At 45.6% G+C, this 22,951-nt stretch carries 23 protein-coding genes; 5 read left to right on the top strand and 18 right to left on the bottom strand.

The genetic code is table 11. The annotated features are described in order from the left end of the window. Positions 1-6: 6 nt before the first annotated feature. From BM099_RS05120 to BM099_RS05045, 16 genes are all read right to left on the bottom strand, one after another. A complete protein-coding gene (locus BM099_RS05120; protein WP_090725350.1) occupies positions 7-873 on the bottom strand; it encodes a prenyltransferase in 867 nt (288 codons plus the stop codon). Positions 874-945: 72 nt separating this feature from the next. After that, positions 946-2,301 carry a prephenate-dependent tRNA uridine(34) hydroxylase TrhP gene (gene trhP, locus BM099_RS05115; RefSeq protein ID WP_090725347.1) on the bottom strand — a complete coding sequence of 452 codons (1,356 nt, stop codon included), beginning with the start codon at positions 2,299-2,301 and terminating at the stop codon, positions 946-948. A gap of 80 nt (positions 2,302-2,381) precedes the next feature. Further along, positions 2,382-2,942, bottom strand: a complete 561-nt coding sequence (thpR, locus tag BM099_RS05110; protein ID WP_090725345.1) for an RNA 2',3'-cyclic phosphodiesterase — start codon at positions 2,940-2,942, stop codon at positions 2,382-2,384. Between the two features lie 178 nt (positions 2,943-3,120). Next, a complete protein-coding gene (locus tag BM099_RS05105) occupies positions 3,121-3,729 on the bottom strand; it encodes a glutathione S-transferase family protein (protein ID WP_090725342.1) in 609 nt (202 codons plus the stop codon). Positions 3,730-3,755: 26 nt separating this feature from the next. Continuing rightward, positions 3,756-4,757: a hypothetical protein gene (locus BM099_RS05100; RefSeq protein WP_090725340.1), complete on the bottom strand. Its 1,002-nt coding sequence runs from the start codon at positions 4,755-4,757 to the stop codon at positions 3,756-3,758. 84 nt (positions 4,758-4,841) lie between these two features. Further along, positions 4,842-6,161 (bottom strand): Xaa-Pro dipeptidase, encoded by a 1,320-nt coding sequence (gene pepQ / locus BM099_RS05095; protein ID WP_090725337.1) that lies wholly within the window; start codon positions 6,159-6,161, stop codon positions 4,842-4,844. Positions 6,162-6,163: 2 nt separating this feature from the next. Next, the gene (locus BM099_RS05090; RefSeq protein ID WP_090725334.1) at positions 6,164-7,111 is read right to left on the bottom strand and encodes a LysR family transcriptional regulator; all 948 of its coding nucleotides are present in this window, start codon (positions 7,109-7,111) and stop codon (positions 6,164-6,166) included. Between the two features lie 134 nt (positions 7,112-7,245). Next, positions 7,246-8,382: a M14 family metallopeptidase gene (locus tag BM099_RS05085; RefSeq protein ID WP_090725332.1), complete on the bottom strand. Its 1,137-nt coding sequence runs from the start codon at positions 8,380-8,382 to the stop codon at positions 7,246-7,248. Between the two features lie 63 nt (positions 8,383-8,445). Further along, positions 8,446-9,468 (bottom strand): ABC transporter ATP-binding protein, encoded by a 1,023-nt coding sequence (locus tag BM099_RS05080; protein WP_090725328.1) that lies wholly within the window; start codon positions 9,466-9,468, stop codon positions 8,446-8,448. Further along, positions 9,468-10,472, bottom strand: coding sequence for an ABC transporter ATP-binding protein (locus BM099_RS05075; RefSeq protein ID WP_090725325.1), 1,005 nt, complete (start codon positions 10,470-10,472; stop codon positions 9,468-9,470). The genes BM099_RS05080 and BM099_RS05075 overlap by 1 nt, the downstream gene beginning before the upstream one ends. A 3-nt stretch (positions 10,473-10,475) precedes the next feature. Further along, positions 10,476-11,405 carry an ABC transporter permease gene (locus tag BM099_RS05070; RefSeq protein WP_415860132.1) on the bottom strand — a complete coding sequence of 310 codons (930 nt, stop codon included), beginning with the start codon at positions 11,403-11,405 and terminating at the stop codon, positions 10,476-10,478. 20 nt (positions 11,406-11,425) lie between these two features. After that, positions 11,426-12,403, bottom strand: a complete 978-nt coding sequence (locus tag BM099_RS05065) for an ABC transporter permease (protein ID WP_090725317.1) — start codon at positions 12,401-12,403, stop codon at positions 11,426-11,428. Positions 12,404-12,550: 147 nt separating this feature from the next. Beyond that, complete coding sequence (locus BM099_RS05060) at positions 12,551-14,104, bottom strand: ABC transporter substrate-binding protein (RefSeq protein WP_090725314.1); 1,554 nt, start codon at positions 14,102-14,104, stop codon at positions 12,551-12,553. Between the two features lie 213 nt (positions 14,105-14,317). Continuing rightward, a complete protein-coding gene (groL, locus tag BM099_RS05055) occupies positions 14,318-15,967 on the bottom strand; it encodes a chaperonin GroEL (RefSeq protein WP_090725311.1) in 1,650 nt (549 codons plus the stop codon). Positions 15,968-16,033: 66 nt separating this feature from the next. Further along, positions 16,034-16,327: a co-chaperone GroES gene (locus BM099_RS05050; RefSeq protein WP_090725308.1), complete on the bottom strand. Its 294-nt coding sequence runs from the start codon at positions 16,325-16,327 to the stop codon at positions 16,034-16,036. Between the two features lie 151 nt (positions 16,328-16,478). Beyond that, the gene (locus tag BM099_RS05045; protein ID WP_090726139.1) at positions 16,479-16,973 is read right to left on the bottom strand and encodes an FxsA family protein; all 495 of its coding nucleotides are present in this window, start codon (positions 16,971-16,973) and stop codon (positions 16,479-16,481) included. A 325-nt stretch (positions 16,974-17,298) separates the two neighbouring features. Here BM099_RS05045 and BM099_RS05040 point away from each other — a divergent pair, with 325 nt between their 5' ends. From BM099_RS05040 to BM099_RS20770, 4 genes are all read left to right on the top strand, one after another. After that, positions 17,299-18,060 (top strand): SDR family oxidoreductase, encoded by a 762-nt coding sequence (locus BM099_RS05040; protein WP_090725305.1) that lies wholly within the window; start codon positions 17,299-17,301, stop codon positions 18,058-18,060. 110 nt (positions 18,061-18,170) lie between these two features. After that, positions 18,171-19,556: an AmpG family muropeptide MFS transporter gene (locus tag BM099_RS05035; protein ID WP_090725302.1), complete on the top strand. Its 1,386-nt coding sequence runs from the start codon at positions 18,171-18,173 to the stop codon at positions 19,554-19,556. Positions 19,557-19,716: 160 nt separating this feature from the next. Beyond that, positions 19,717-19,887 carry a hypothetical protein gene (locus BM099_RS20400; protein ID WP_177201090.1) on the top strand — a complete coding sequence of 57 codons (171 nt, stop codon included), beginning with the start codon at positions 19,717-19,719 and terminating at the stop codon, positions 19,885-19,887. A gap of 52 nt (positions 19,888-19,939) precedes the next feature. Continuing rightward, a complete protein-coding gene (locus BM099_RS20770) occupies positions 19,940-20,074 on the top strand; it encodes a hypothetical protein (protein ID WP_269750454.1) in 135 nt (44 codons plus the stop codon). Between the two features lie 101 nt (positions 20,075-20,175). Here BM099_RS20770 and BM099_RS05030 read toward each other — a convergent pair whose 3' ends face one another. After that, entirely contained in the window at positions 20,176-20,658 is a 483-nt protein-coding gene (locus BM099_RS05030; protein ID WP_090725299.1) for a YajQ family cyclic di-GMP-binding protein, read from the bottom strand. Positions 20,659-20,792: 134 nt separating this feature from the next. Between BM099_RS05030 and BM099_RS05025 the strand changes: the two genes are divergently transcribed. Further along, the gene (locus tag BM099_RS05025) at positions 20,793-21,704 is read left to right on the top strand and encodes a ketopantoate reductase family protein (RefSeq protein WP_177201089.1); all 912 of its coding nucleotides are present in this window, start codon (positions 20,793-20,795) and stop codon (positions 21,702-21,704) included. Positions 21,705-21,817: 113 nt separating this feature from the next. Here BM099_RS05025 and BM099_RS20395 read toward each other — a convergent pair. Beyond that, positions 21,818-22,951, bottom strand: a 1,134-nt coding sequence (locus BM099_RS20395; protein WP_218150138.1) for a carbohydrate-binding protein, incomplete at its 5' end; no start/stop codon positions are given.

The following is a 22,951-nucleotide window of genomic DNA, read 5'->3' as shown; positions in this document are numbered from 1 at the left end:
CCGATGTCAGGAAGAGTAACCAAATAGTAGTGACAAGTTATACAGAACGCCAAAAACCATCAGCATTCGCCCACTTCCCGACGTCAGCGGCCCTCGCTCTGAGGCATCAGCCCGCAACAAGCCTATCAGACGTGGTAAAAAAACAAAGGCCAATAACCCCGATAACAACCAGGGTTGATTAAACCGCCACGCCAGAAGCATCACGCTCAAGCCTACCGCTGCTACAAGCGCTTTATAGATCAGAATGCCCTTCTGATAGCCAAGACGCACCACCAGTGTTTGTATAGTGGCGTGCTTATCCGCTTCATAATCACGCAACTCATTACTCAACAACAATAACGAGACTAACAAGCTCACCGGGATGCTGAACCAAATCACATTTGTATTCCAGTGCCCTGTCAGCGCCAAATAGCTACCCAGCACCATCAACACGCCCATCAGCCAGAATACCAACACGACACCTAACCCACGGGTTTTATAATTAACGGGTTTTAAGGTGTAGCCGAGGGCGCCAAGCAAGCCGCCCATGCAGAGTATAAAGAATGCAAAGCCAACCTGATAAACAAACCATAAACCAATAGCTGCAGCGACGGCAAAACAGCCCATCCCTATCTGAAAATTACGTTTAATCGCCTCTATCTGCGTAGGCTTTAGCGCACTTTTTTCGCTCAGATCTGAGTAGTCATTAATCAGGTTAACACCCGCCTGAAGCAGTACTCCACCCAGAAAAACCAGCAGAATACTTGCAGGATTGCGCCATCCTTCGACCCACGCCAAGGATACACCAGCACCACATGCTACCAGTGCAACCGCGAATGAAAACGGACGCAGCGCATGAATGAATTTATATTTGTCTTTACTAATGTTTTTCATACGTCGTTAAAAAAGGTGCTCAATAGCACCTTTTTAGTTCTCTGTAGTAGTTCTCTGAAATTATTCGCTATGTTACGCAGCAGCCGGCGCATTCGGCAGATCACGCATTAATAACGCATACGTCATATCAGCATCGACATCGATGGGAATTTGCATCACATGACCAGAACCTGGTGCGACATCAACGACCTCACCACGCTTGTTGATCATGGTATCCAGTTTAAATTTTCGATTGCCAGAGGGTGTCATCAATTCCAGCGTATCGCCTTTTTTGAAGTGGTTTTTTATTTCCACTGTCATCAGACCGCTGTTGGTGTCATAGCCTGAAACCTCACCAACAAACTGCTGGTGAACACCAATCGAGTGGCCGGTTTCGTAATTCTGATATTCATCATGAACATGACGACGATAGAAGCCCTCAGTAAAACCACGGCTGGCCAGATTCTCCAGCTCATCCATCAACCCCATATCAAATGGCTTACCCGCCACCGCATCATCTATTGCTTTACGATAGGCCTGAGCGGTACGTGCAGCGTAATAGTGAGATTTAGTACGACCCTCAATTTTAAGCGAATCTACGCCCATCTCTGCAAGCCTGTGCACATGCTGAATAGCGCGAAGATCTTTTGAGTTCATGATATAGGTACCATGCTCATCTTCAAACGCTGGCATGAACTCACCCGGACGCGTCTCTTCCTGTAACAGGAAGATCTTATTAGTTGGCGCGCCTTCGCCTAATGAAGGCTCGACTGCCTGTTCTACAGGATCAAATGACTGCACAGCAATGATATCGCCCGAGTCATCCTGCTTTGCCTCATGTGCATCATATTTCCAGCGGCAAGTATTAGTACAGGTGCCCTGATTCGGATCACGTTTGTTGATATAACCAGATAACAGGCAACGTCCCGAGTAGGCAATACACAACGCGCCATGAACAAAAACTTCAATCTCCATTTCAGGGCAGCGTTGACGTATCTCGGCCACTTCATCCAGTGACAACTCACGAGATAAAATGACACGTTCAATACCCGCTTGATGCCAAAACTTTACCGCTGCCCAGTTCATCGTGTTTGCCTGAACAGACAGATGAATAGGAATATGTGGAAACTGCTCTTTGACTAGCATGATCAAACCAGGATCTGACATAATAATCGCATCAGGCCCCATTTCGATAACCGGACGCAAGTCATCAATATAGGTTTTTAACTTACTGTTGTGCGGCAAAATGTTACTGGCTAAAAAGAACTTTTTATTGCGTCTGTGAGCATACTCGATCCCCTCTGCCAGATTAGCCATAGTGAAGTCGTTATTGCGTACCCTCAAACTATAACGGGGCTGGCCGGCATACACAGCATCTGCACCATAGGCAAATGCGTATTTCATATTTTTCAGTGTTCCCGCAGGAGACAATAATTCGGGGCTTCGCATACTTAGCAATTACTCATTTCTGCTCGGGGTTTAGATTTGTGTGTCGGTTGCAACTGTAGATTCGGACTCTAGATTCAAGCTCAGGCGAGATCCTGCAGATCAACTTCAAATAAGGGAGTGTAAACAGAGCCATACTCACCCGGCTTACTTTGTAAAAGCACAACAGAATCAGCAAGGCTGTATAGATTCAGCTCAGGCCACTCTTCAGGATGCTTCAGTTTATTTTTCTTCGGCAGTTTTCCTAACGTAATATGCGGCTTAAAATCATCAGGCGTGCTTTTAATTCCCGCTGTTTTTACCATATCAGCTACACTTTTCTGCAAAGAACGTAACGCATCATTCTCAGCAGGTAACGCGGCGATTAACGACAGGCGCTGGCTGATTTCATAATAGTTAACCTTTTCCAGACACACTTGAAAAGATAGCTCATCTTTCAACTGCTCCTTTGCCAGTTGCTCCAGATGATCGACCTGATCCAATGCAGTATCACCCAAAAAACACAGTGTTAAATGATAGTGATCTGAATCAACCCAATCAACTTCGAGTTTGCGGTCATATTCACACAAATTATCGGCATGATCGGCCAACTGCCTTACGACTGAGTCATGCAGGCGTAAAGCGAAAAACGTTCGAATCCTCATCGGTTCGTGTTTAAAACCTCTGCTATTATAAGAGCAGGTATTTTGCCTTGCTGTTTAGCATTGCGCAAATTTTTTACACCTGTACTTTGCATACTTTTCCACGCTTTTTAAGCTTTTTCCAACCTAGTCCCAACCTTTTTCAGTGCCTTAATGACAACTTCACTTACAAGGTTACTGACTACTGAGCAGCGGCTGCCACTTTTTTATTTTCAGGGGACGCCAGAATACGGCTTATCCATTGATCAACATTAGGATATGGACTGTAGTCAAAACCTGCCAACTTAGGCCAGCTTAACACCATAGCGCCATGGATATCAGCGATGGTTTTATCGCCCACCAGATACTCTTTACCTTGCAACTGAGCTTCAAGTGCAGGTAAAAAACGCTGCAACTGTGTAGCCGCATTATCAATGATCTGCTGATCTGGCTGGCCACCCGAGTACTTAAATTGCAATAACAAGTCTAATGCCGGCACTTCCAGCTGATTACTGATATACAAAGACCAACGTAAAATATCCGCTTCCGCTTGCGGTGTGTCGGCCCATAAACGGCCTTTGCCGTACTTTCTGACCAGATAGTACAAAATCGCCTGAGTTTCAAAAAGGAAGAAATCACCATCCTGCAAGGTAGGAACTTTACCTGTCGGGTTGATTCGACGGTAATCGGCAGATTGTGATGCGTCGCTGCGTGTGCCGATATTGATCAGCTCATAGTCCAGCCCCAGCGTTTCCAGTGTAACCATGACCATGCCAGCCCGCGAAAACACACTGCCATATACCTTCAACATACTATACTCCTGCCGTACGATGCCTGTTACAGCCTATTAACTTTGAGCTGTAACGCATTTAGTTTATTGGTGAGAAAGAGGATATCGCTATTCGTCTGGCGACGCGTGCCATCAATAGCCCGGATGGCCTGCTCATTGGCTTTCACACGTGCTTCAATATTCCCTCCGCCGCTGCGAGATGACTTCTCCACAGCGCTTAAACGACTCACTATCTTGTTCAGTGACGCTTGCTGGTTAGATTGCTTCTCTCCCAGTGTCTCTTCAAAAATAGCGATCTGTGTCTGCAGCGAAGATATACTCTGCCTTAATGATTTTAAGTTTTCTGCATCGCTGCTTTTCAGGGCGGCCTGATCTTTAGACAACTGACTGTTGGCATTGATCAGCTCAGTCAGTTTCTTATCAACCGCAGCAGCTTGGGTGGCTAACGTAGCTACCTGCGCAACTTTTTGCTCAAAGGTAGCCAGCAATTTAGTCTGCTCCTGCTGTCCTTTAACCAGCACACTATTTGCCGCAATAGTCGTTTGATCAGACTTACTGACGTGCTCAGTCAGATCTTTTAGTTCTGCGCTCAGCGCATCAATACTGTTCTTATTACGCTTATTGGCAACATCCCACAACTTGGCAATTTCAGAATCGTAGAAGCTGTATTTTTCCGTAGCATCTTGATTAACCTGTAACAAACGCTGCTCCAGTGTCTGGCCTGTTTGTACGGCGCTATCGCTGGCGACATTCAGCATTCTCTCTAGTTCACTGATTCGCTCAGCAGCATTACTGACTGTTTGCTGCTGCTCAATGATGGTTTGCTGCAGTCCAAAACCCAGATATCCTAAACCGCTGCACGCGGCCGTCAGCAACACCAGGATTAAGGTTGTAAACCAGCCACCACCATTTCCAGTTTGTGCGACCGTATGCGAAGCTGATTGTTCGGAGTGGATTATTTTTTCAGAAACATCGACTTTTAAAGTTGCCGGGCTACGATCTGCAGGGCCCAGGTTAGGTACATGCAGATCGTTATTATCATGGCTCATCAGAACACTATGCCTTAGTTAAAATACTGGTCACAAATTACCAGCTTTAAACAAGCAACAAAAGTCCCGCCAATCAGATATATTCTATTTCAGATGATTAAACGCATCCCGCGTATAGTTCTCAACACCATTGGCAGTTACGCAGACGTTATCTTCAATACGAATACCTCCCCACGGCGTCAATGAATCAACCAAAGGCCAATCAATATAATCCGCCAAAGGCGTACTTTTGAGCTGACTCAACAGCTGTGGAATGAAATACAGCCCGGGTTCAATGGTAACCACCATATTTGCTTTTAGCGTCCGGTTCAGACGTAAAAAAGGATGATCCTGCGGCGGATTGAGCATGCGGCCTTCACTGTCCTGCTGCCATCCGCCAATATCATGCACCTGAATACCCAACAGGTGCCCTAACCCATGAGGATAAAAAATGCGGGTAATCGATAACGACTCTGATTGATCCAGCAGATGACTTCGCTTAATAATACCGGCATCAGCCAATATTCGAAAAAGCTGCTGATGCATCGTCTCATGAAGACTGAGAAAAGGAACGCCTGGCTTGATCGTATCCACTAAAGACTGCTGCACGCTATCCATAGCACTAAGCAGCGCCTGGAAATCCTGACTTCCCTGACTAACCGTGCGGGTAATATCAGCCACATACCCATGATAAACAGCACCGCCATCCACAAGCAGTGTGCGATGTTGTTCTGGCACTTTGCGATCTTTATGCTGATAATGCAAAACAGCGGCATGCTCGTTCAACGCAATAATATTACTATACGGCAACTCTTTTTCCAGATGGCCGATCGCGCTGAGATAGCCCTGATGCAGCTCATACTCGGTCATTCCTGCCAGAAATCCGTTTTGAGTAAACTGATGGCCTTTAACCGCACCCTGATTAGCCTGACGAATACAATGTTGCTCCCACGCCGTCTTTTCTGCGCGTAAAAAATGCAGCGCATGCATAAGTCGTTCGGGGTTGTGCTCAAGGGTGGCTTGCGCAAGTCCAACAGAATCTGCCGCAATTAAAGCGACATTCCCAGCTAATGGCATCTGTTTTAATTGCGTTTCAATATCGGTGAACACTTGTATATCAAATAGCTCACTCCAGAAATCAGTAGGTTTTGCAGCGCTTATATGCCAGAAATCATCGGGCGAATAGAGAAATAAGCATGGCTTGGTGCCCGGCTTGATAATCAGCCAACACTCGGGGTGCTCGGTCAGAAAAGGCATCCACTGCACAAAATGCGGGTTCGGCTTAAATACCGGCGCATAATCATCTAAGAAATAATTCTTTGTACTACCTGAGTGGATCAGCAATGCATCAAACCGCTCATTCTCAAGCGCGATTTCCGTTCGTTGTATAAGTGCAGCCAGATGATCAGTAAACAATGCTTTCATGATTAACTTTTCGTCTCTATAAGGCCATCCGTTTGCAGCTCTGCGCGCATCTTCTCCCAAAAAGGATCTAATGTAGCGCGATGACTGTCTTTCAAACGATATAAGCGGATCTGAAGTGGGATATTCCATTGCGCATCGCCCGCCAGTGCAAGCCTGTTATAAGTAAGACTTTCATTGATCAGGCGTTTAGGTAACCAACCTACGCCAAAGCTTTCTTTAATCATCGCTTTAACGCTGACAGATAACATATTTTCATTAATAGTCACCAGATGCGGTGTTTCTGCGGTTTGTTGTAATGAATGATCTATCAGCGGGCGAAGGAACGAACTGTTGTGGTAACTGATATAAGGCAAAGGGTTGCGCGACGTACCTGGCAGTCGAAAGAGTGGCTGATTATCCTCCCCTAATGCCGTCACCGGCACTAACTCATCATCGCACACCACAAGATACTCAAACCCAGGATCATCAAATCCCTGAATGAAGTTAATCAGTGGATGCCAATAGCACAACACCAGATCACATTGACCCTGCGTCAAAGCAGACACAAAATCACTAGCGGCCCAGGAGGTCGAGTTCAGATTAAGATCAATAGGAAAGCCGTGTCGCTCAGACGCGGGCATAAGCCAGTTTCGGTAAAAGAGCAGATACAGCGTCTGAGTAGTGGCAAATCGCAAGCGACTATCGACCTGCTTTCGAATTTCACGGCATTGAGATTTAGTATCACGGGCTATTCGCGACATATTCTCGGCACCGCTTAAAAATATCTCCCCGGCAGGCGTCAGGCTCAAAGGCAGTGTATTTCTGTCTATCAGCGTGACACCCATTTCATCCTCAAGCAGCTTGATGCGACGACTCAAGGTAGGCTGAGTTACATTTCGCTCTTCGGCTGCTCTGGAAAAATGACGTGTACGCGCCAAAGCGATAAAGTCATCTAACCACCTCAACTCCATACTTGGCGAACTCCATACCGGCTAGGCCCCATAATGTCTAAGCCTCATACTCTCAAAGCCCCATATTCCAAGAGCGCCATACTCCCAAAGCTCCAAACCGTCTAACCTCAAAAAAGCTGCTTTGAAACTCAGCATTAACGCCTGGCTAGCCAGTCTTTAATCGGGTTGAGCATAGATGCACCAAGCTTTCGCGAACGCTCTGCTGACCAGCCATAAACCGGATCCGGACGCTCATCATGATCCTTAAACGGCATCTCTAAAGTCATAGCCGGACAATGAAAGTGATCACCCACCCAAAACGAAGCAATCGTCAGTGTTTCTGGCCCGAACTTACCAGGCTCATAACCGCGTTCCAACTGAAAGTCGGGATTCACCCGTCGCAGATTGTGCTTAAACTGCTCTTCTTCAGCCAGCGTCTTAGCAGACACATCCGGTGCGCCCGCCTGCCCGGCTATAAAATTACACGGTAACGCTTCATCACCATGAATATCAAGGAACAGATCCACACCATGCGCCATCATTTGTTCGCGCACACAGAAAACCTCAGGGCTTTTTTCCAGTGTCGGCGTTTGCCACTCCCGATTCAGGTTAACACCTGCCGCATTAGTTCTAAGGTGACCGCGCACCGCACCATCCGGATTCATGTTAGGCACTACCCAGAAGGTACATTGCTTCAACAGGTCAGCGGCCAGTGCATCTTCTTCATCGAGCAAGCGCTCTAACATCCCCTCAACAAACCATTCAGCCATGGTTTCTCCCGGATGCTGGCGTGCAGTTACCCATATATTAAGCCGTTTGCTAACGTCAGACTCATCAGAGGCAATCCGCAGTAAGTTAATATCTCTGCCATCTAATGTGCTGCCTATATCCTTAACGTCACATAGCTCAGACTGCTGAGCAGCGGCGATTAAATCAAGGTGCTGCTCAAAGCTATAGGGTGCAAAGTAGGCATAGTAAATGCTGCCTTGTTCTGGAGTGTGTTCGATAATCAATTCACCATTATTATATCGGGTCGGCACCCGAAACCACTCTTGGCGATCATAAGAAGCGACGGCTTGATAGTTATCCCAACCATCTGGATAAGCGGCCTCTGCGGCATTAAGCAAGCGCAGTCGCAGCGTTTCACCCGCGCCACCCTGGACACGAAAATAAAACCATTGATAGAAGTCTGAGTTATGATCTTTACGAATCTGCAGCTGAATATCTTGTAGCGAGGAATTGTCAATCACCTCAATATTACCGGCATCAAACTGACTGCTGACCTTAAGCATGTAACACCTCACCAAGCTAAATCAATAAATGCTAATCAATAGATTCTACATGAGTACCCGCCGTTATAAGCGGTTCTCTTCTACGCCATGGCACGCGACCTGAGTACCATCCTGTAACAGAGTCAGCGCCGGAATTTCTCGTTTACAACGCTCATTAACATGTGGGCAACGACCATGGAAGACACAGCCAGAAGGCAGATTAACGGGCGTCGGTACTTCCCCTGTTAGCTTAATGTAATCAGGTCTGTCATCCTCTAAACGGGGAATGGCCGACATCAGTGCCTGAGTATAAGGATGGCGTGGACTGGAAAACAACTGTTTAGTCGGTGCTAACTCACATAAAGTGCCCAGATACATCACAGCAACACGGGTACCAAAATGTTCCACCACAGCAAGATCATGCGTGATAAAAAGATAGGTCAGGTTGCGCTCTTTCTGCGCATCCATCATTAAGTTAAGCACCTGCGCCTGAATAGATACATCCAGCGCTGATATTGGCTCATCCGCGACAATAAACTCCGGATCAACAGCCAACGCCCGCGCAATGCTGATACGTTGCCGCTGCCCTCCTGAAAACTCGTGTGAATAGCGCTCTCCCCAACTGGGATCAACGCCAACTGCGAGCATCACTTCCGCTATTTTGTCGCGAATTTCACCCGAAGACATCGCCCGATTATGAAAACGGATCGGCTCACGCAGGGTTTCCATTATCGTCATCCGAGGATTCAATGATGCGTAAGGGTTTTGAAAAATCATCTGCATCTTTTTACGATACGGCAGCATCTGCTTATCACTCAGATTATCAATCCGCTCACCGCGATAGAAAATCTGCCCCGCCGTAGGCGTTAACAATCCCATCACCGTTCGGGCAACGGTTGATTTCCCACAACCGGATTCACCCACCACACACAGCGCCTCACCTGGCATCACATCCAGTGACACCCCATTTATCGCATGTACATACTCTTGATGGCGAATCAGTTTTCCGCCTTTGAACTGCAACTGATCCAGCAAGTCACCCGAGATAGAAAAACGTTTGTACAGATCCCGAATCTGTACCAGTGAATTATTCTGCTCTGTCATCATCACACCTCTTCACTGCGCAGTTTTTCTTGTTGAGGCCCATGTTGAGAGTCAGCGACCATATGACAAGCAACCAGACAGTTGCCTGACTGAGTAAAAGGCGGCAATTTCTTAGTACAGATATCCATCACATACTCGCAACGCGGATTGAATGAGCAGCCTGTTGGTATGTTCTGCAGCGGCGGCATCGTACCTTTAATCTGATTCAGTTTTTGTCCGGGTATTGCCATTTGTGGCAACGCATTCATCAGTCCTTGTGTATAAGGGTGCTGCGCATCATTGATGATTTCCTTGGTAGGCCCCTGTTCAATAATGCGGCCGGCATACATTACCAGCATGCGCTGCGTCACCTGTGACACCACACCCAGATCATGAGTAATCAGGATCAACGCCACATTATTCTGCTCACAAAGATTAAGCATCAGATCCATGATCTCAGCCTGAATGGTGACATCCAGAGCCGTGGTTGGCTCATCCGCGATAATAATGTCAGGATCAAGCAGTAATCCAATGGCAATAACAATACGTTGGCGCATACCACCGGATAGCTCATGAGGATATTGGTCCAAACGCTTTTCCGCTGAAGGAATCTGTACCTGTTGTAACCTCTTCAAGGCGATACGTTTAGCATCCGAAGTGGATATCTGACGATGCGCTTGCAGGCACTCCACCATCTGCACACCAATCGTCAGCACCGGATTGAGTGTCATCATCGGATCCTGAAAGATCATAGAGATTCGATTGCCACGGATTGACCTCAGTTCTTCCGGTGCCAGACTCGCCAGATCTTTTCCTTCAAAATTAACATTACCCGCTGAGATGTGCCCAGGGCGTGACAACAGGTTTATAATTGAGAATCCAAGCACAGACTTGCCCGCACCCGACTCGCCAACCACACCTAAACGCTCACCTCTCTCGAGTGTAAAACTAACATCACGAAGTGCTTTAACCGCGCCGCTTCTAAGGCCAAAACACACTTCCAGGTTATTAACTTCTAACAAAGGCATGTGTTACCCCTTATACAGTTTTGGATTAAGGACATCGCGCATCCAGTCACCCAGTAAGTTCATTACCAGTACCAGTACGACCAATACCACACCCGGGATAACAGTAATCCACCAAGCGCCAGAGAAGATATATTCAAAACCACTGGAGATTAGCGACCCTAATGAAGGCTGAGATACCGGCATCCCCAATCCTAAAAAGGACAGCGATGCTTCCGAAATAATCGCATTAGCAATCTGCACCGTAGAAATAACCAAAATAGGCGAGAGTGTATTAGGCAGAATATGTCGAAACATAATTCTTAACCTGCCAAACCCCATGACTCGTGCCGCATCTACATATTCTTTCTTTTTCTCTGCCAACACGGATGCACGAATTGTCCTGGCATACTGTGGCCACTCAGCAATACCAATCACCAGAATCAACATGATCATCGCCAACTGCTGATACAGCTCAGTCCCAAAGGTCGCTTGAAACACCGCCAACACAATAATAGCGACCATCAGCGTCGAGAAAGACAACTGAATATCGGCTATACGCATCAACAAACTATCGACACGCCCACCGATATATCCGGCCGTTAGCCCGATAACAATACCCAGCAACGCCTGTAAAGCCACCGCACAAAGCCCGATCATCAAAGACACCCGTGTGCCATAGAGAATCGTCGACAGCATATCGCGCCCTTGCGCATCGGTTCCTAAAAGAAAACCTTCCTCCCCACCCTCTTCCCAGCTAGGCGGAATCTCAGAATTCATAATATCAATCTGAGACGCATCATAAGGATCGAAAGGTGCGATGACTGACGCAAAAATGGCCAATAACGCATAAATCAAAAAAACTATAAAACTCAGTTGTGCAACCCGATCTATCCTGAAGCTATGCCAGAAGTGAGACGCTTTAAAGCGTTGCAAAGTTGTCGGTTGCTGCTCCATTTGTTGCGTAGAATCAGCCATTATTTTTTACCTGCCAGATTAACTGTCGGATTAACCAGACCATAGATCAGATCAACTAAGGTATTGGTGACAACGAAGATCGCGCCTACAACGATCAGATAAGCCACAATCAGGGGTGTATCTACTCTATTCACCGCCTCAAGAAACAGAAAGCCCATACCCGGCCACTGAAAAACGGTTTCGGTAAGAATGGTATAAGCCACCATCGTGCCTATCTGCACACCACCCACAGTGATGACCGGCAGCATAGTGTTCTTCAGTGCATGAACAAAATAGATACGTCGCGGAGAAATCCCTTTTGCCCAGGCAAATTTGACATATTCAGACTGCAGCACCTCCATCATTTCAGCGCGGATAAGCCGGATAAACAACGGCAGCATGATAGAAGCCAAGGTGAAACTGGGTAATATCAGATGTCTTAAGCCATCCGCAGATAACAGCCCGGTTTCCCAGAAACCCATCACACTGGTCGTCTCTCCCCGGCCATAGGAAGGAAGCCAGTTAAGCTCTATTGCAAACAGATAGATCAAGCCAATCGCTGTCAAAAATACAGGGATCGATATCCCGACAATACTCAAACCCATCACTGTTTTTGAAAACCATTTCTCTGGATGAATAGCGGAGTACACACCGATGGGGACTGAAAAAAGAACGATAATAATAGTGGCGCCAAATACCAGTTCCAATGTCGCTGGTAGTTTTTTCATGATCACTTCAAAAGCAGGTTTTTTGAAAAAATAGGAGTTCCCAAGGTCACCCTGCACTGCTTTTTTAGCAAAACGCAGATATTGCACCAGAAATGGATCATTTAATCCCATCTCATCCCGCATCGTCTGACGTTCCTCTTCCGATACTGCTTGCCCTACCAGTTCTCTTAACGGATCACCCAGATTATCCTGGATAGAGAAACTAATAAGGCTGATGACAAACATCACAACAACCGCTTGAAAAAACCGTTTAACAAAGAACGCAATCATGATTATCAGCCTTAGGATTTGGCAGTGTGGTTCACAAAGCCAGATGTTTTATGCTTTTTATTCTAGGCCGGAGCGGTAGCTCCAAAAGGCTAGGAACAATACCTGAGCGACATATCAGCGCCACTCAGATATTGCTTGAGACTAGGCTTACTCTTTAATGACCAGGTCACCAAGGTAAGGAAAGTCCATAACATTAACCACCGGAGCAATATCTACACCCTTACGAGCGCCCCAGCTCAGGTTCTGCCAGTGCAAAGGTACAAACCCTGCATCATCGTATACCGCTTTTTCCATCGCCTGCATGATAGCTGCACGCTTTTCAGCGTCAGTCACTGTGTTCGCCTCAACCATCATAGCGTCCACGTCAGGGTTACAATAGTTACCGCTGTTGTACTGCCCGGCACCTGTATCCTTGTTTGCACATGCTGATAAAAATTCGAAGAAGTTATTGGTATCTTCGGTATCAGAATGCCAGCCTATCATCATCATATCGGCAGCACGCTCATCAAACGCAGGCCAGTATTGAGCTTTAGGCATGGTTTTAAGATCAACTTTGATATTAATTTTTGAAAGCATAGAAACAACTGCCTGAGCAATTTTCTCATCATTCACATAACGGTTATTAGGCGCCATCATGGTGACGGTAAAGCCTTTTTCATACCCCGCTTCTGTCATTAACGCTTTTGCTTTTTTCAAATCGTAGCGTGGTGTTAACGCAGCGTTATGCCCAAGGTAGCCTGCTGGAGAAAACTGAGCCGCCGGTGTTGCAAAGCCTTTCATGATTTTCTGAACGATACCTTCCTGGTTAATCGCATAATTAACCGCCTGACGAACCCGCACATCTTTAAATGCTTCAACCCGTTCCTGGTTCATCTGGAAGGTGATGATACGCGTCCCCCCCATCGTCACTAAATCAACCTTATCGCTTTCTTTAATTCGATCATGATCCGTCGGAGGAACAGGTGCGATAAAATCGACATCACCGGCCAGAAGTGCCGCTACACGGGTCGGTGCTTCTTTGATCGGCGTAAAGACAATTTTATCAACATTACCGGGTGAATTTTTATCCCAGTAATCAGCGTTGCGGGCAAACTCAACCCTAACACCCTGTTCACGATACGAAACGGTGAAAGGCCCCGTTCCTGAAAGGTTACTCGAGGCAAATGAATCGCCATGCTTTACCAACATATCTTTAGGCTTGCCATTAGCATCATCTCCGCTAAAAAAGACACTATCCATCGGAAACAGATAAGTCATATTATTAAGAATCAGCGGAAACGGCTCAGCCGTGACCATATCGAAGGTGTGATCATCGATGACATTCAGTGCCTTGAACGGTGCGAATACCCCTTTAAAATCGGGCGATTCCTGCAAGCGCTTAAAAGTAAAAGCGATATCTTTTGTAGAGAGTTCATTACCACTGTGGAATTTTACGCCTTTGCGTAAGTGAAAACGCATCGTGTTATCGTCAATGCGCTCCCATTTCTCAGCCAAGCGTGGCTCAAAGCCCAGATTCCTATCCCAGCGTACCAGTGGGTCATAGGTCATATGAGATAACTGCAATGTACCGCCGGAAAGCTGCTCATATGGATCAAGAGAAACAGGGTCGGCATCATAAGCCATTCTTAAGGTGGCAGCCTGTGCACTGGCTATATTCAACGCAAGTGCTGCACCTGCGAATAGCAAAGCGGTCTTTTTCATCTCGGTATCCCTTTTTGATTATTCTGTTAGGGTATTTTGTAGTCATGAGGACTAAAACCAGACTACCGCAACGCTACCAACATACCAATCGAGATTACGAGTAAGCCTATAGAGAATCTAAATGATCTATTTTTTCTTTTAATTATTAGACAGTTAAAAACAAAAAACCCGACCAGAGGTCGGGTTTTTATTAAAAGCTATGAGCTAAATGAATTACATCATTCCTCCCATGCCGCCCATTCCACCCATGCCGCCCATATCAGGCATACCACCTGCACCGGCTTCCTGAGGCTTGTCTGCAATCATCGCTTCAGTTGTGATCATCAGACCTGCAACAGAAGACGCTGCCTGCAAAGCAGAACGTGTTACTTTAGCTGGATCCAGGATACCCATTTCCAGCATATCGCCGTAAGTATCGTTACCAGCGTTGTAACCGAAAGAACCTGTACCTTCACGTACTTTTGCAACAACAACCGAACCTTCACCGCCAGCATTGTTAACGATCTGACGCAGTGGAGCTTCCATTGCACGGCAAGCTAACTGAATACCGATTGTCTGGTCGTGGTTATCCCCTTCCATACCTTCAACAGCCTGCAGAGCACGAATCAAAGCAACACCACCGCCAGGAACCACGCCTTCTTCTACCGCTGCACGCGTTGCATTCAATGCATCTTCTACACGCGCTTTTTTCTCTTTCATTTCAACTTCAGTCGCTGCGCCAACTTTAATGACAGCAACACCGCCAGCCAATTTAGCAACACGTTCCTGCAGTTTTTCACGATCGTAATCTGAAGAAGTATCTTCGAGCTGAGCACGGATCTGGTTAACACGAGCTTCGATAGCATCAGTATTACCGGCACCATCAACCAGGATAGTGTTTTCTTTAGTCACAGTAACACGCTTAGCCTGACCCAAATGTTCCAGAGTTGCTGTTTCCAGGCTCAGTCCCACTTCTTCAGAAATAACAGTACCACCCGACAATACAGCGATATCTTCCAGCATGGCTTTACGACGATCACCAAAGCCAGGTGCTTTAACAGCAGCCACTTTAACGATACCGCGCATGTTGTTAACAACCAGAGTTGCCAACGCTTCGCCTTCAACATCTTCAGAAATGATCAACAGCGGACGGGAAGATTTAGCAACCTGCTCCAGTGTTGGAAGCAAATCACGGATGCTTGAAATCTTCTTATCAACTAAAAGAATGTATGGCTGTTCTAATTCAACCGTCATGCTTTCCTGATTGTTGATAAAGTAAGGAGACAGGTAACCACGGTCAAACTGCATACCTTCAACAACCGTCAGCTCGTTTTCCAGCCCAGAGCCTTCTTCAACGGTAATAACACCTTCTTTGCCTACTTTTTCCATTGCTTCAGCAATTAGCTGACCGACAACTTCATCAGAGTTTGCAGAGATAGTACCTACCTGAGCAATCGCTTTAGAATCTGTACACGGAACAGCCATCTTCTTAATCTCTGCAACAACAGCAGCAGAAGCTTTATCGATACCGCGTTTCAGATCCATTGGGTTCATACCCGCTGCAACTGATTTTAAGCCTTCACAAACGATTGCCTGAGCAAGAACGGTTGCCGTAGTTGTACCATCACCAGCAACATCGTTAGCCTGTGAAGCCACTTCTTTAACCATCTGTGCGCCCATGTTCTCGAACTTATCTTCCAGTTCGATCTCTTTAGCTACAGATACACCGTCTTTAGTGACAGTAGGTGCGCCGAATGCTTTATCTAAAATAACGTTGCGACCTTTAGGGCCCAATGTTGTTTTTACAGCGTTAGCCAGAATGTTGACACCTTCCAGCATGCGCTGGCGAGCATCATTACCAAAACGTACGTCTTTAGCAGCCATTGTTTCTAAATCCTGTTACTTAATGTTATTAGTAATGTTTTATCGAAAGCAGTAAAAGTGCTGGAATTAACTTTCCAGAACACCGTAAATTTCGCTTTCGTTCATGATCAGCAGCTCTTCACCATCGATCTTAACCATGTTAGAACCTGCATACTGTCCAAATAGGATCTTGTCACCTACTTTGACGGATAAAGGCTGTACTTCACCATTTTTAAGTACACGACCCTGGCCAACAGCTAAGACTTCACCTTCATTCGGTTTTTCAGCAGCAGAACCTGGTAGCAAGATACCACCGGCTGTTGTTTTTTCTTCTTCACTGCGACGAACTACTACACGATCGTGAAGCGGACGAATTTTCATCTAATTTCTCTCCTGATGGTTTAATCAAAATGCGATAAAGCTATTGATAAGTCGAAGACCGTAACCATCTGGTTACCGGTTGATATCATAAGTGGGGGCACACGGGTGCATTTCAACACCCGCTAAGAATATTTTTATGGATATTTACAGATTAATCATCACGACGAAATTCACCATCGATGATATCGCCCTGTCTGGGGGGCTTGGAAGGATCTTTGAAAGAGGAATGATGCCCAAATTTGGACTCATCAAATGTATCTGTTTGCTCAAATGTTTGTCGTTTGGACATCGAAACCACTTGAAAGCGTTTCATCAGGCCTTTGACAAACGCTTGTCGGGTAAATGGAATCAAACAACAAAAACCTATGAAATCTGTTACGAACCCCGGGGTTATTAATAACGCACCACCCACAGCCAGCACTAAGCCTTCCACCATTTCTTGCGCTGGCATCTCTCCAGCATTAAGCCGCTGCTGCGCTCGGGCAAGCGTAGACAAACCCTGATACCTGAGCATATTGATGCCGATAAAAGCCGACAACAAGACAAGACCAACCGTATACCAGGTCCCTATCGTTTGTCCGACATTGATAAGAACCGTAATCTCGATAATAGGTATCAGGATAAAAAGCAGAAAGAGAAATGGCATAGTAAAAACCTGAATTATTTTGTTAATCAAATCAGATGATTGAAAAAACTTCAAGAGTACGACCATAGTCTAAGCAGATACTTTTGTACACATCCTAATTAACTATATTCATTTAAAAACAATATAAATCAGTAGGTTAAACTATATTTATAGACAATGACCAAGTTTCCCATATAAGTATATACCCGTACAATATAAATTATTGATGGACATTTATTCAACTACACTCTATTTTTTGTTGCACTGCAATATTCCGCAGTGCACAATAAGTCATTAAGATGAAGATGAAGATTAAAGTAGCACTCATAGAACAGGGGACTCTACGATGGAATTGAAAGATAAAGTTATCGTTATTACCGGTGGCGGCCGCGGACTAGGTCGATCAATGGCTTTAGAACTAGCAGGACAGGGTGCTAAAATAGCACTGGCTGACCTGAACGCAGAAGACTTGGATGTTACTGTTGGTCTTTGCATGGAAAAAGGCGTTGAAGCTCGCGGATACATCGCTAACGTTGCTGACGAAGCAAGCGTTGAAAAGCTTTTCAATGACGTCGTAGCAGACTTCGGCACACTGCACGGATTGGTTAACAATGCAGGTATCACGCGTGATGGCCTGTTCATTAAAGTGAAAGACGGTAAAGTCGTTAAGAAAATGACTTTGGATCAGTGGAATCTGGTTATGGACGTTAACCTGACCGGTACTTTCCTCTGCGGTCGTGAAGCGGCTATTAAAATGATCGAAACAGGTTCTCAGGGATGCATTATTAACATCTCTTCTGTTTCACGTTCAGGTAACATGGGCCAGACCAACTATACTGCTACAAAAGCAGGCGCACAGGCAATGGCGGTTACATGGGCTAAAGAACTAGCGCGTTACGGCGTGCGTGCAGCGTCTATCGCTCCAGGTTACATCGGTACAGAAATGGTACTGAGCATGAAACCAGAAGCGCTGGAAAAAATTGCTGCAGGTATCCCTGCTAAGCGTCTGGGTACACCAGAAGAGATCGCAAAAACGGTTACTTTCATTTTCCAAAATGACTATATTAACGGTCGCTGCATCGAAGTAGATGGTGCTCTGCGCATCTGATGCCAGCCACCCTTGAAAAATAGCCGACTTCGTGTCGGCTTTTTTCATGGCGTTTACATCTCCCTCCAAGCCGGACACAATAGCGCGCATCGATCTCGAAGGTTTTCTCCATGTCATCTGTTGATTCACTACCCGATACCTGGCTTGGCTCGTTAAAGATTTATCTTCATCCACGCGCTATTGCTCTTTTATTTCTTGGCTTTTCCTCCGGGCTGCCTATATTACTGGTATTTGGCACGCTATCTTTCTGGTTGCGGGAGGCGGGGGTCGAGCGCAGTGTTATCACTTATTTCTCTTGGGTAGGCCTTGCTTATGGCTTTAAATGGCTCTGGGCCCCGCTGATTGACCGCCTCTCCCTCCCTTTCCTTTCCCGCTGGCTTGGCCGGCGCAGAAGCTGGCTATTCCTCTCTCAATGCTTACTCATCGCCAGCCTTAGCGGCTTAGCTTTTTCAGATCCACTGGTAAACCTCAACTATATGGCACTATTGGCCATCGCTGTGGCGTTTAGTTCTGCGACACAAGATATCGTCATTGACGCATATCGTATTGAATCAGCAGGAGAGAGACTTCAAGCGGCCATGGCGGCTACCTATATGGCAGGTTACCGTTTAGCGATGATTGTTGCCGGCGCCGGTGCCCTTGCTCTGGCCGCCTGGATCGATGTAGACCCTGCCCTCTATTCGAAACACTCATGGCAAGTTGCTTATCTTTGTATGGCTGCGCTCATGGGAACGGGCCTGATCACTACCCTGGTGATTGCCGAACCTCCGGCCGTTGAAATGGATCAGGAAACGCTTCAACAACAACAAAAAATCACTACAAAAGCTGAGCAACTGGCTCACCTGCCCTCTTGGTTATCCCGCTTTTTAGGGTGGAGTTACATCGCTGTTATTTGTCCTTTTGCAGACTTTATTCATCGTTATGGGAAACAGGCGCTTATTATTTTGGCGCTGATTGGCACTTACCGTATTTCAGATGTCATTCTTGGGATTATTGCCAACGTATTCTACGTCGATATGGGATTTACCAAACAGGAAGTAGCACAGATTATTAAGATCTATGGTGTTGTGATGACAATCATTGGCGCGGGTCTGGGTGGCATTTTAGTCAACCGCTTTGGCGTCATGAAGATTCTGTTCATCGGCGCTCTACTGGCAGCGGGCACTAACCTTTTGTTTGCCTGGTTAGCAACGTTAGGCCACGACACACTGATGCTTACCGTGGTTATCTCGTTAGATAATCTCAGCGGTGGTATAGCGACTGCTGCTTTTGTTGCCTACCTGTCAAGCCTGACTAACATTCAGTATTCAGCCACACAATATGCGCTATTTAGCTCAGTCATGCTGCTGTTTCCCAAATTTTTAGGTGGTTTCTCGGGTGGAGTGGTAGATAGTTTCGATTACACCTGGTTCTTTACCGGCACTACACTACTCGGAATTCCTGTATTAATTTTGGTATGGATGGCTGCAAGAATTACACCTATTAAAAGCAAATGATGACAACTCAATATGAATTATTTATAACATTGTTGACTTTGCTCCAGTAAAGCTAGACTATGCATTACAACGTATATACATAAGATGTACTTTTAATAGACATACAAGCGGGCTTTTCTGCTGTATTTTTCTCACATTACCTGCTTTGAGGTCCTCGTGGATGGGTACAAAAAAGAAACCAAAAAACAGCCAGCTTGTGATTCGTATCAATGAAGATGAGCGTAATGATTTTGTATCATTATGTGACGAACTGGATACGAGTGCAGCTCGAGAGTTACGCCGGTTTATACGTAGTTTTATTGCGGAGCATGGACAAGCGTCTAAAAACTAGAATTGTTTAGTCAGTAACGCATTACTCATAGAAGTTAAATGGAGAAGATCAAATGTCTAAAATAAAAGAAGCTAAAGCAAAAGTAAAAGAAGTTAAAAGCGAAATCAAAACACGCGTAGCTAAAATCGAAAAGCAGGCAAAGAAAGTCAAAAAACTGAAAAAGAAGCTTAAAAAAGCAAGTAAGTAATCTGCTTTTTCGTTGCTGTTCAAGGGGCGGCCTGATCTAATGCCGACCCCTTGTGTATTTACCGATCCAATAAATAAATCGATAAAAAAACCTATCGACTGCTAATCGCGAAAATTGTTGTATTGCAGTGGCATGTCAATATCCGAGTTTTTCAACAACGCCATCGCTTGCTGAAGGTCATCACGCTTTTTCCCGGTAACACGCACTTTTTCTCCCTGAATCTGTGTTTGTACTTTCAATTTAGCGTCTTTGATCGTTTTAATAATTTTTTTCGCTACGGGCTGATCAAGTCCCTGCTTAATCGCGAGCTCTTGACGTGCCTTCACACCCGATGTATCAGGATCTTTTTCTTCCAAACACTTGATATCAATGCCACGAGCTAACAACTTAGAACGTAATACTTCCAACATCTGTTGAAGTTGAAAATCTACTTCTGCTTCCATGTTTACATTGTCACCATTTAACTCGAATCTGGCGGCGACACCTTTAAAATCAAAACGCGTCTGAATTTCACGATTAGCCTGATCCACCGCATTGGTGACTTCATGCTTATCCAGCTCAGAAACAATATCAAATGATGGCATACTCGTTTTCCTCAGTTACTTTTAATACAGTATTAGCTAGGTTATTTTAACCAAGCACACGAGGCTTTTCACCTTATGCATCAGGCTAAAAAGCAATTCTCGTTATTATGATGTGTTCTCAATGGTTTATTACTATGCATTGGCATATTCTCGGCGCTGGCGCCATAGGCTGCACCTGGGCAGTACAGCTTTTTAAATCCAGGCATGATGTTACTTTAATTCTAAGCAGTAATGAACGCCTGCAACAATTAAGTACAAACGGCGGTGTTACTTACCAAGCCACGGATGGTGAAATCAAAACATATAAGGTTAACGCTGAATTGGCAGAAAAAAACACGCCTATCCAGAACCTAGTTATCTGCACCAAAGCTTATTCCACAATCAACGCCTTACAGTCAGTCGCAGATAGGCTCAGCAGTGACGCTAATGTGATATTGCTACAAAACGGATTAGGGCCACAGCAAGAAGCCGTTACGCTTTTCCCTGAACTATCGATCTGGGCGGCGACAACCACCGATGGCGCTTATTTACGTTCCCCTTTTCATGTTGTCAGAGCGGGTCATGGGGAAACATTGATAGGCGCCATATCCAGAAAAGCACTATCGAACAAGCCATTATCCCTGTCGCCGTCAGGAGACCTGACACTCTCTTTGATTGACGACATCGAACACAAGCTATGGTGCAAAGTTGCTATCAATGCGGCTATCAACCCCCTTACTGCATTAAACAACTGCAAAAATGGCATGCTAGTATCAGATGCAACGCTAGCAGAAAAGATGCAAGCAGTATGTCGTGAGGTAGAAACTATTGCTGCGTCCTGCGGACAGCCTTTATTTGAAAAGCCTCTGTATGACATGGCCGTGTCGATAGCCACGTTAACCGCAGAAAACTACTCCTCTATGCTGCAGGATATTCAGAAAAAAAGATCAACAGAGATCGAACAAATTACTGGCTTTTTATGTAAACAAGCCGAAAAAACCGGCACTGATGCGCCACAAAACCGACGTCTGTTACAACAGGTGCGGCAGTTATCATTAATTCGCTAATGTAAGCTTTATCTCAGTTGCCATCCCTGCTATCTCCTATCTGTTAACTTCTGGCTTCCAGAAACAAAAAAGCTCAGCGTGAACGCTGAGCTTTTTTAGTCTGAAACAGACCGTTACGCTACTTGTTGATCATCTGCAGTGCCCAGAACAGTCATATCAGGAATGTCCAGTGCATCGAAAGTACCATTATCACCTTCGTAAGCAAACTCCGTTTGTTCTTCCATGCCAAGATCCGACGAACTGAGGCTACTAGTCCGACTAGCAGTCGATGAAGACTCAAGCCTTTCTACATTACTCAGATCGATACTGTCTCCTGTATCAAAGTAACCCTCTTCAGACGCGACATTCATAGGTATATTACCCGTATCGCAGTTTTCCAGAACAATACTATCAATTCGAGCATACTCGCCACTGTCTTTCCAGCCAGAAACTTTAATCTCATCACCTTTACTCAAGTGGAGCTCGTCAATTGTCACTGAAGCAAAACCATTCTTATGATCACCAACCTGCTGATCAAGATTAATAGTCTTAACAGTTGACCCGTTAATCTTAATTTTCAACATACCGTAACCATCATTTTCGTCGATATAGTTCAACGTGAAGTCATAGTTACCACTCTCGCCATCGAAGGTAGTTTTCACATATCCGTCATTGTCACTCAGCTTAACAACGGCCTCACCTGACGCGGCACTATTCGACTCAACCTTATAGTCCTTAAGGTACATATCCTCTGCTTCGATAATGATAGGAGCACACTCTCCATCACTTTCACACGCAGACTCTTTCACCTGAACATTCAAATGTTGAATTTTAAACTCATCATTCGAGCTTTCTGTTTTAGCAGCAATAATCAGAACATTGCCTTCCAATTCATCTGCATTCAGATCAGCCAGACGCGTTGACGAAGAACCGGCATTAATCTCGGTGAAGCCCATCTGCGACAGAATATCGTCACTCAGGTTGGTATGGTTATTAAATGCATTATCCAAAGTGCCTATCCAGACACTCATGTCGCTGTCATCAACAACATAACCGAGGAAAGCACTATCAATGACGACATTCTGATCAAACTCAAACAGAACGTAATCATCCATATCGCCCCGGTTATCAACCGTATGGCTGTTACCACTGCCACTTTCATTGCGGTTAGTAACGCCCATACCACCAGAGAAAGCCCCAAGATATGACGTCGACCAGTCACCAGACTTATCAGAGCGGCTGTGAGCACTCACGTTTACAGATACACC

This window comes from Neptunomonas qingdaonensis (assembly GCF_900113275.1).
Classification (GTDB): Bacteria; Pseudomonadota; Gammaproteobacteria; order Pseudomonadales; family Balneatricaceae; genus Neptunomonas; species Neptunomonas qingdaonensis.
The sequence above is the reverse complement of the archived record's forward strand: the minus strand, read 5'-3'. Positions and strand labels throughout refer to the sequence as shown.

Bases quoted from the DNA above. Each gene is read 5' to 3' on its own strand.
- BM099_RS05120 (WP_090725350.1), bottom strand. From the start codon at position 873: ATGAAAAACATTAGTAAAGACAAATATAAATTCATTCATGCGCTGCGT.
- trhP (WP_090725347.1), bottom strand. From the start codon at position 2,301: ATGCGAAGCCCCGAATTATTGTCTCCTGCGGGAACACTGAAAAATATG.
- thpR (WP_090725345.1), bottom strand. From the start codon at position 2,942: ATGAGGATTCGAACGTTTTTCGCTTTACGCCTGCATGACTCAGTCGTA.
- BM099_RS05105 (WP_090725342.1), bottom strand. From the start codon at position 3,729: ATGTTGAAGGTATATGGCAGTGTGTTTTCGCGGGCTGGCATGGTCATG.
- BM099_RS05100 (WP_090725340.1), bottom strand. From the start codon at position 4,757: ATGAGCCATGATAATAACGATCTGCATGTACCTAACCTGGGCCCTGCA.
- pepQ (WP_090725337.1), bottom strand. From the start codon at position 6,161: ATGAAAGCATTGTTTACTGATCATCTGGCTGCACTTATACAACGAACG.
- BM099_RS05090 (WP_090725334.1), bottom strand. From the start codon at position 7,111: ATGGAGTTGAGGTGGTTAGATGACTTTATCGCTTTGGCGCGTACACGT.
- BM099_RS05085 (WP_090725332.1), bottom strand. From the start codon at position 8,382: ATGCTTAAGGTCAGCAGTCAGTTTGATGCCGGTAATATTGAGGTGATT.
- BM099_RS05080 (WP_090725328.1), bottom strand. From the start codon at position 9,468: ATGATGACAGAGCAGAATAATTCACTGGTACAGATTCGGGATCTGTAC.
- BM099_RS05075 (WP_090725325.1), bottom strand. From the start codon at position 10,472: ATGCCTTTGTTAGAAGTTAATAACCTGGAAGTGTGTTTTGGCCTTAGA.
- BM099_RS05070 (WP_415860132.1), bottom strand. From the start codon at position 11,405: ATGGAGCAGCAACCGACAACTTTGCAACGCTTTAAAGCGTCTCACTTC.
- BM099_RS05065 (WP_090725317.1), bottom strand. From the start codon at position 12,403: ATGATTGCGTTCTTTGTTAAACGGTTTTTTCAAGCGGTTGTTGTGATG.
- BM099_RS05060 (WP_090725314.1), bottom strand. From the start codon at position 14,104: ATGAAAAAGACCGCTTTGCTATTCGCAGGTGCAGCACTTGCGTTGAAT.
- groL (WP_090725311.1), bottom strand. From the start codon at position 15,967: ATGGCTGCTAAAGACGTACGTTTTGGTAATGATGCTCGCCAGCGCATG.
- BM099_RS05050 (WP_090725308.1), bottom strand. From the start codon at position 16,327: ATGAAAATTCGTCCGCTTCACGATCGTGTAGTAGTTCGTCGCAGTGAA.
- BM099_RS05045 (WP_090726139.1), bottom strand. From the start codon at position 16,973: ATGCCATTTCTCTTTCTGCTTTTTATCCTGATACCTATTATCGAGATT.
- BM099_RS05040 (WP_090725305.1), top strand. From the start codon at position 17,299: ATGGAATTGAAAGATAAAGTTATCGTTATTACCGGTGGCGGCCGCGGA.
- BM099_RS05035 (WP_090725302.1), top strand. From the start codon at position 18,171: ATGTCATCTGTTGATTCACTACCCGATACCTGGCTTGGCTCGTTAAAG.
- BM099_RS20400 (WP_177201090.1), top strand. From the start codon at position 19,717: ATGGGTACAAAAAAGAAACCAAAAAACAGCCAGCTTGTGATTCGTATC.
- BM099_RS20770 (WP_269750454.1), top strand. From the start codon at position 19,940: ATGTCTAAAATAAAAGAAGCTAAAGCAAAAGTAAAAGAAGTTAAAAGC.
- BM099_RS05030 (WP_090725299.1), bottom strand. From the start codon at position 20,658: ATGCCATCATTTGATATTGTTTCTGAGCTGGATAAGCATGAAGTCACC.
- BM099_RS05025 (WP_177201089.1), top strand. From the start codon at position 20,793: ATGCATTGGCATATTCTCGGCGCTGGCGCCATAGGCTGCACCTGGGCA.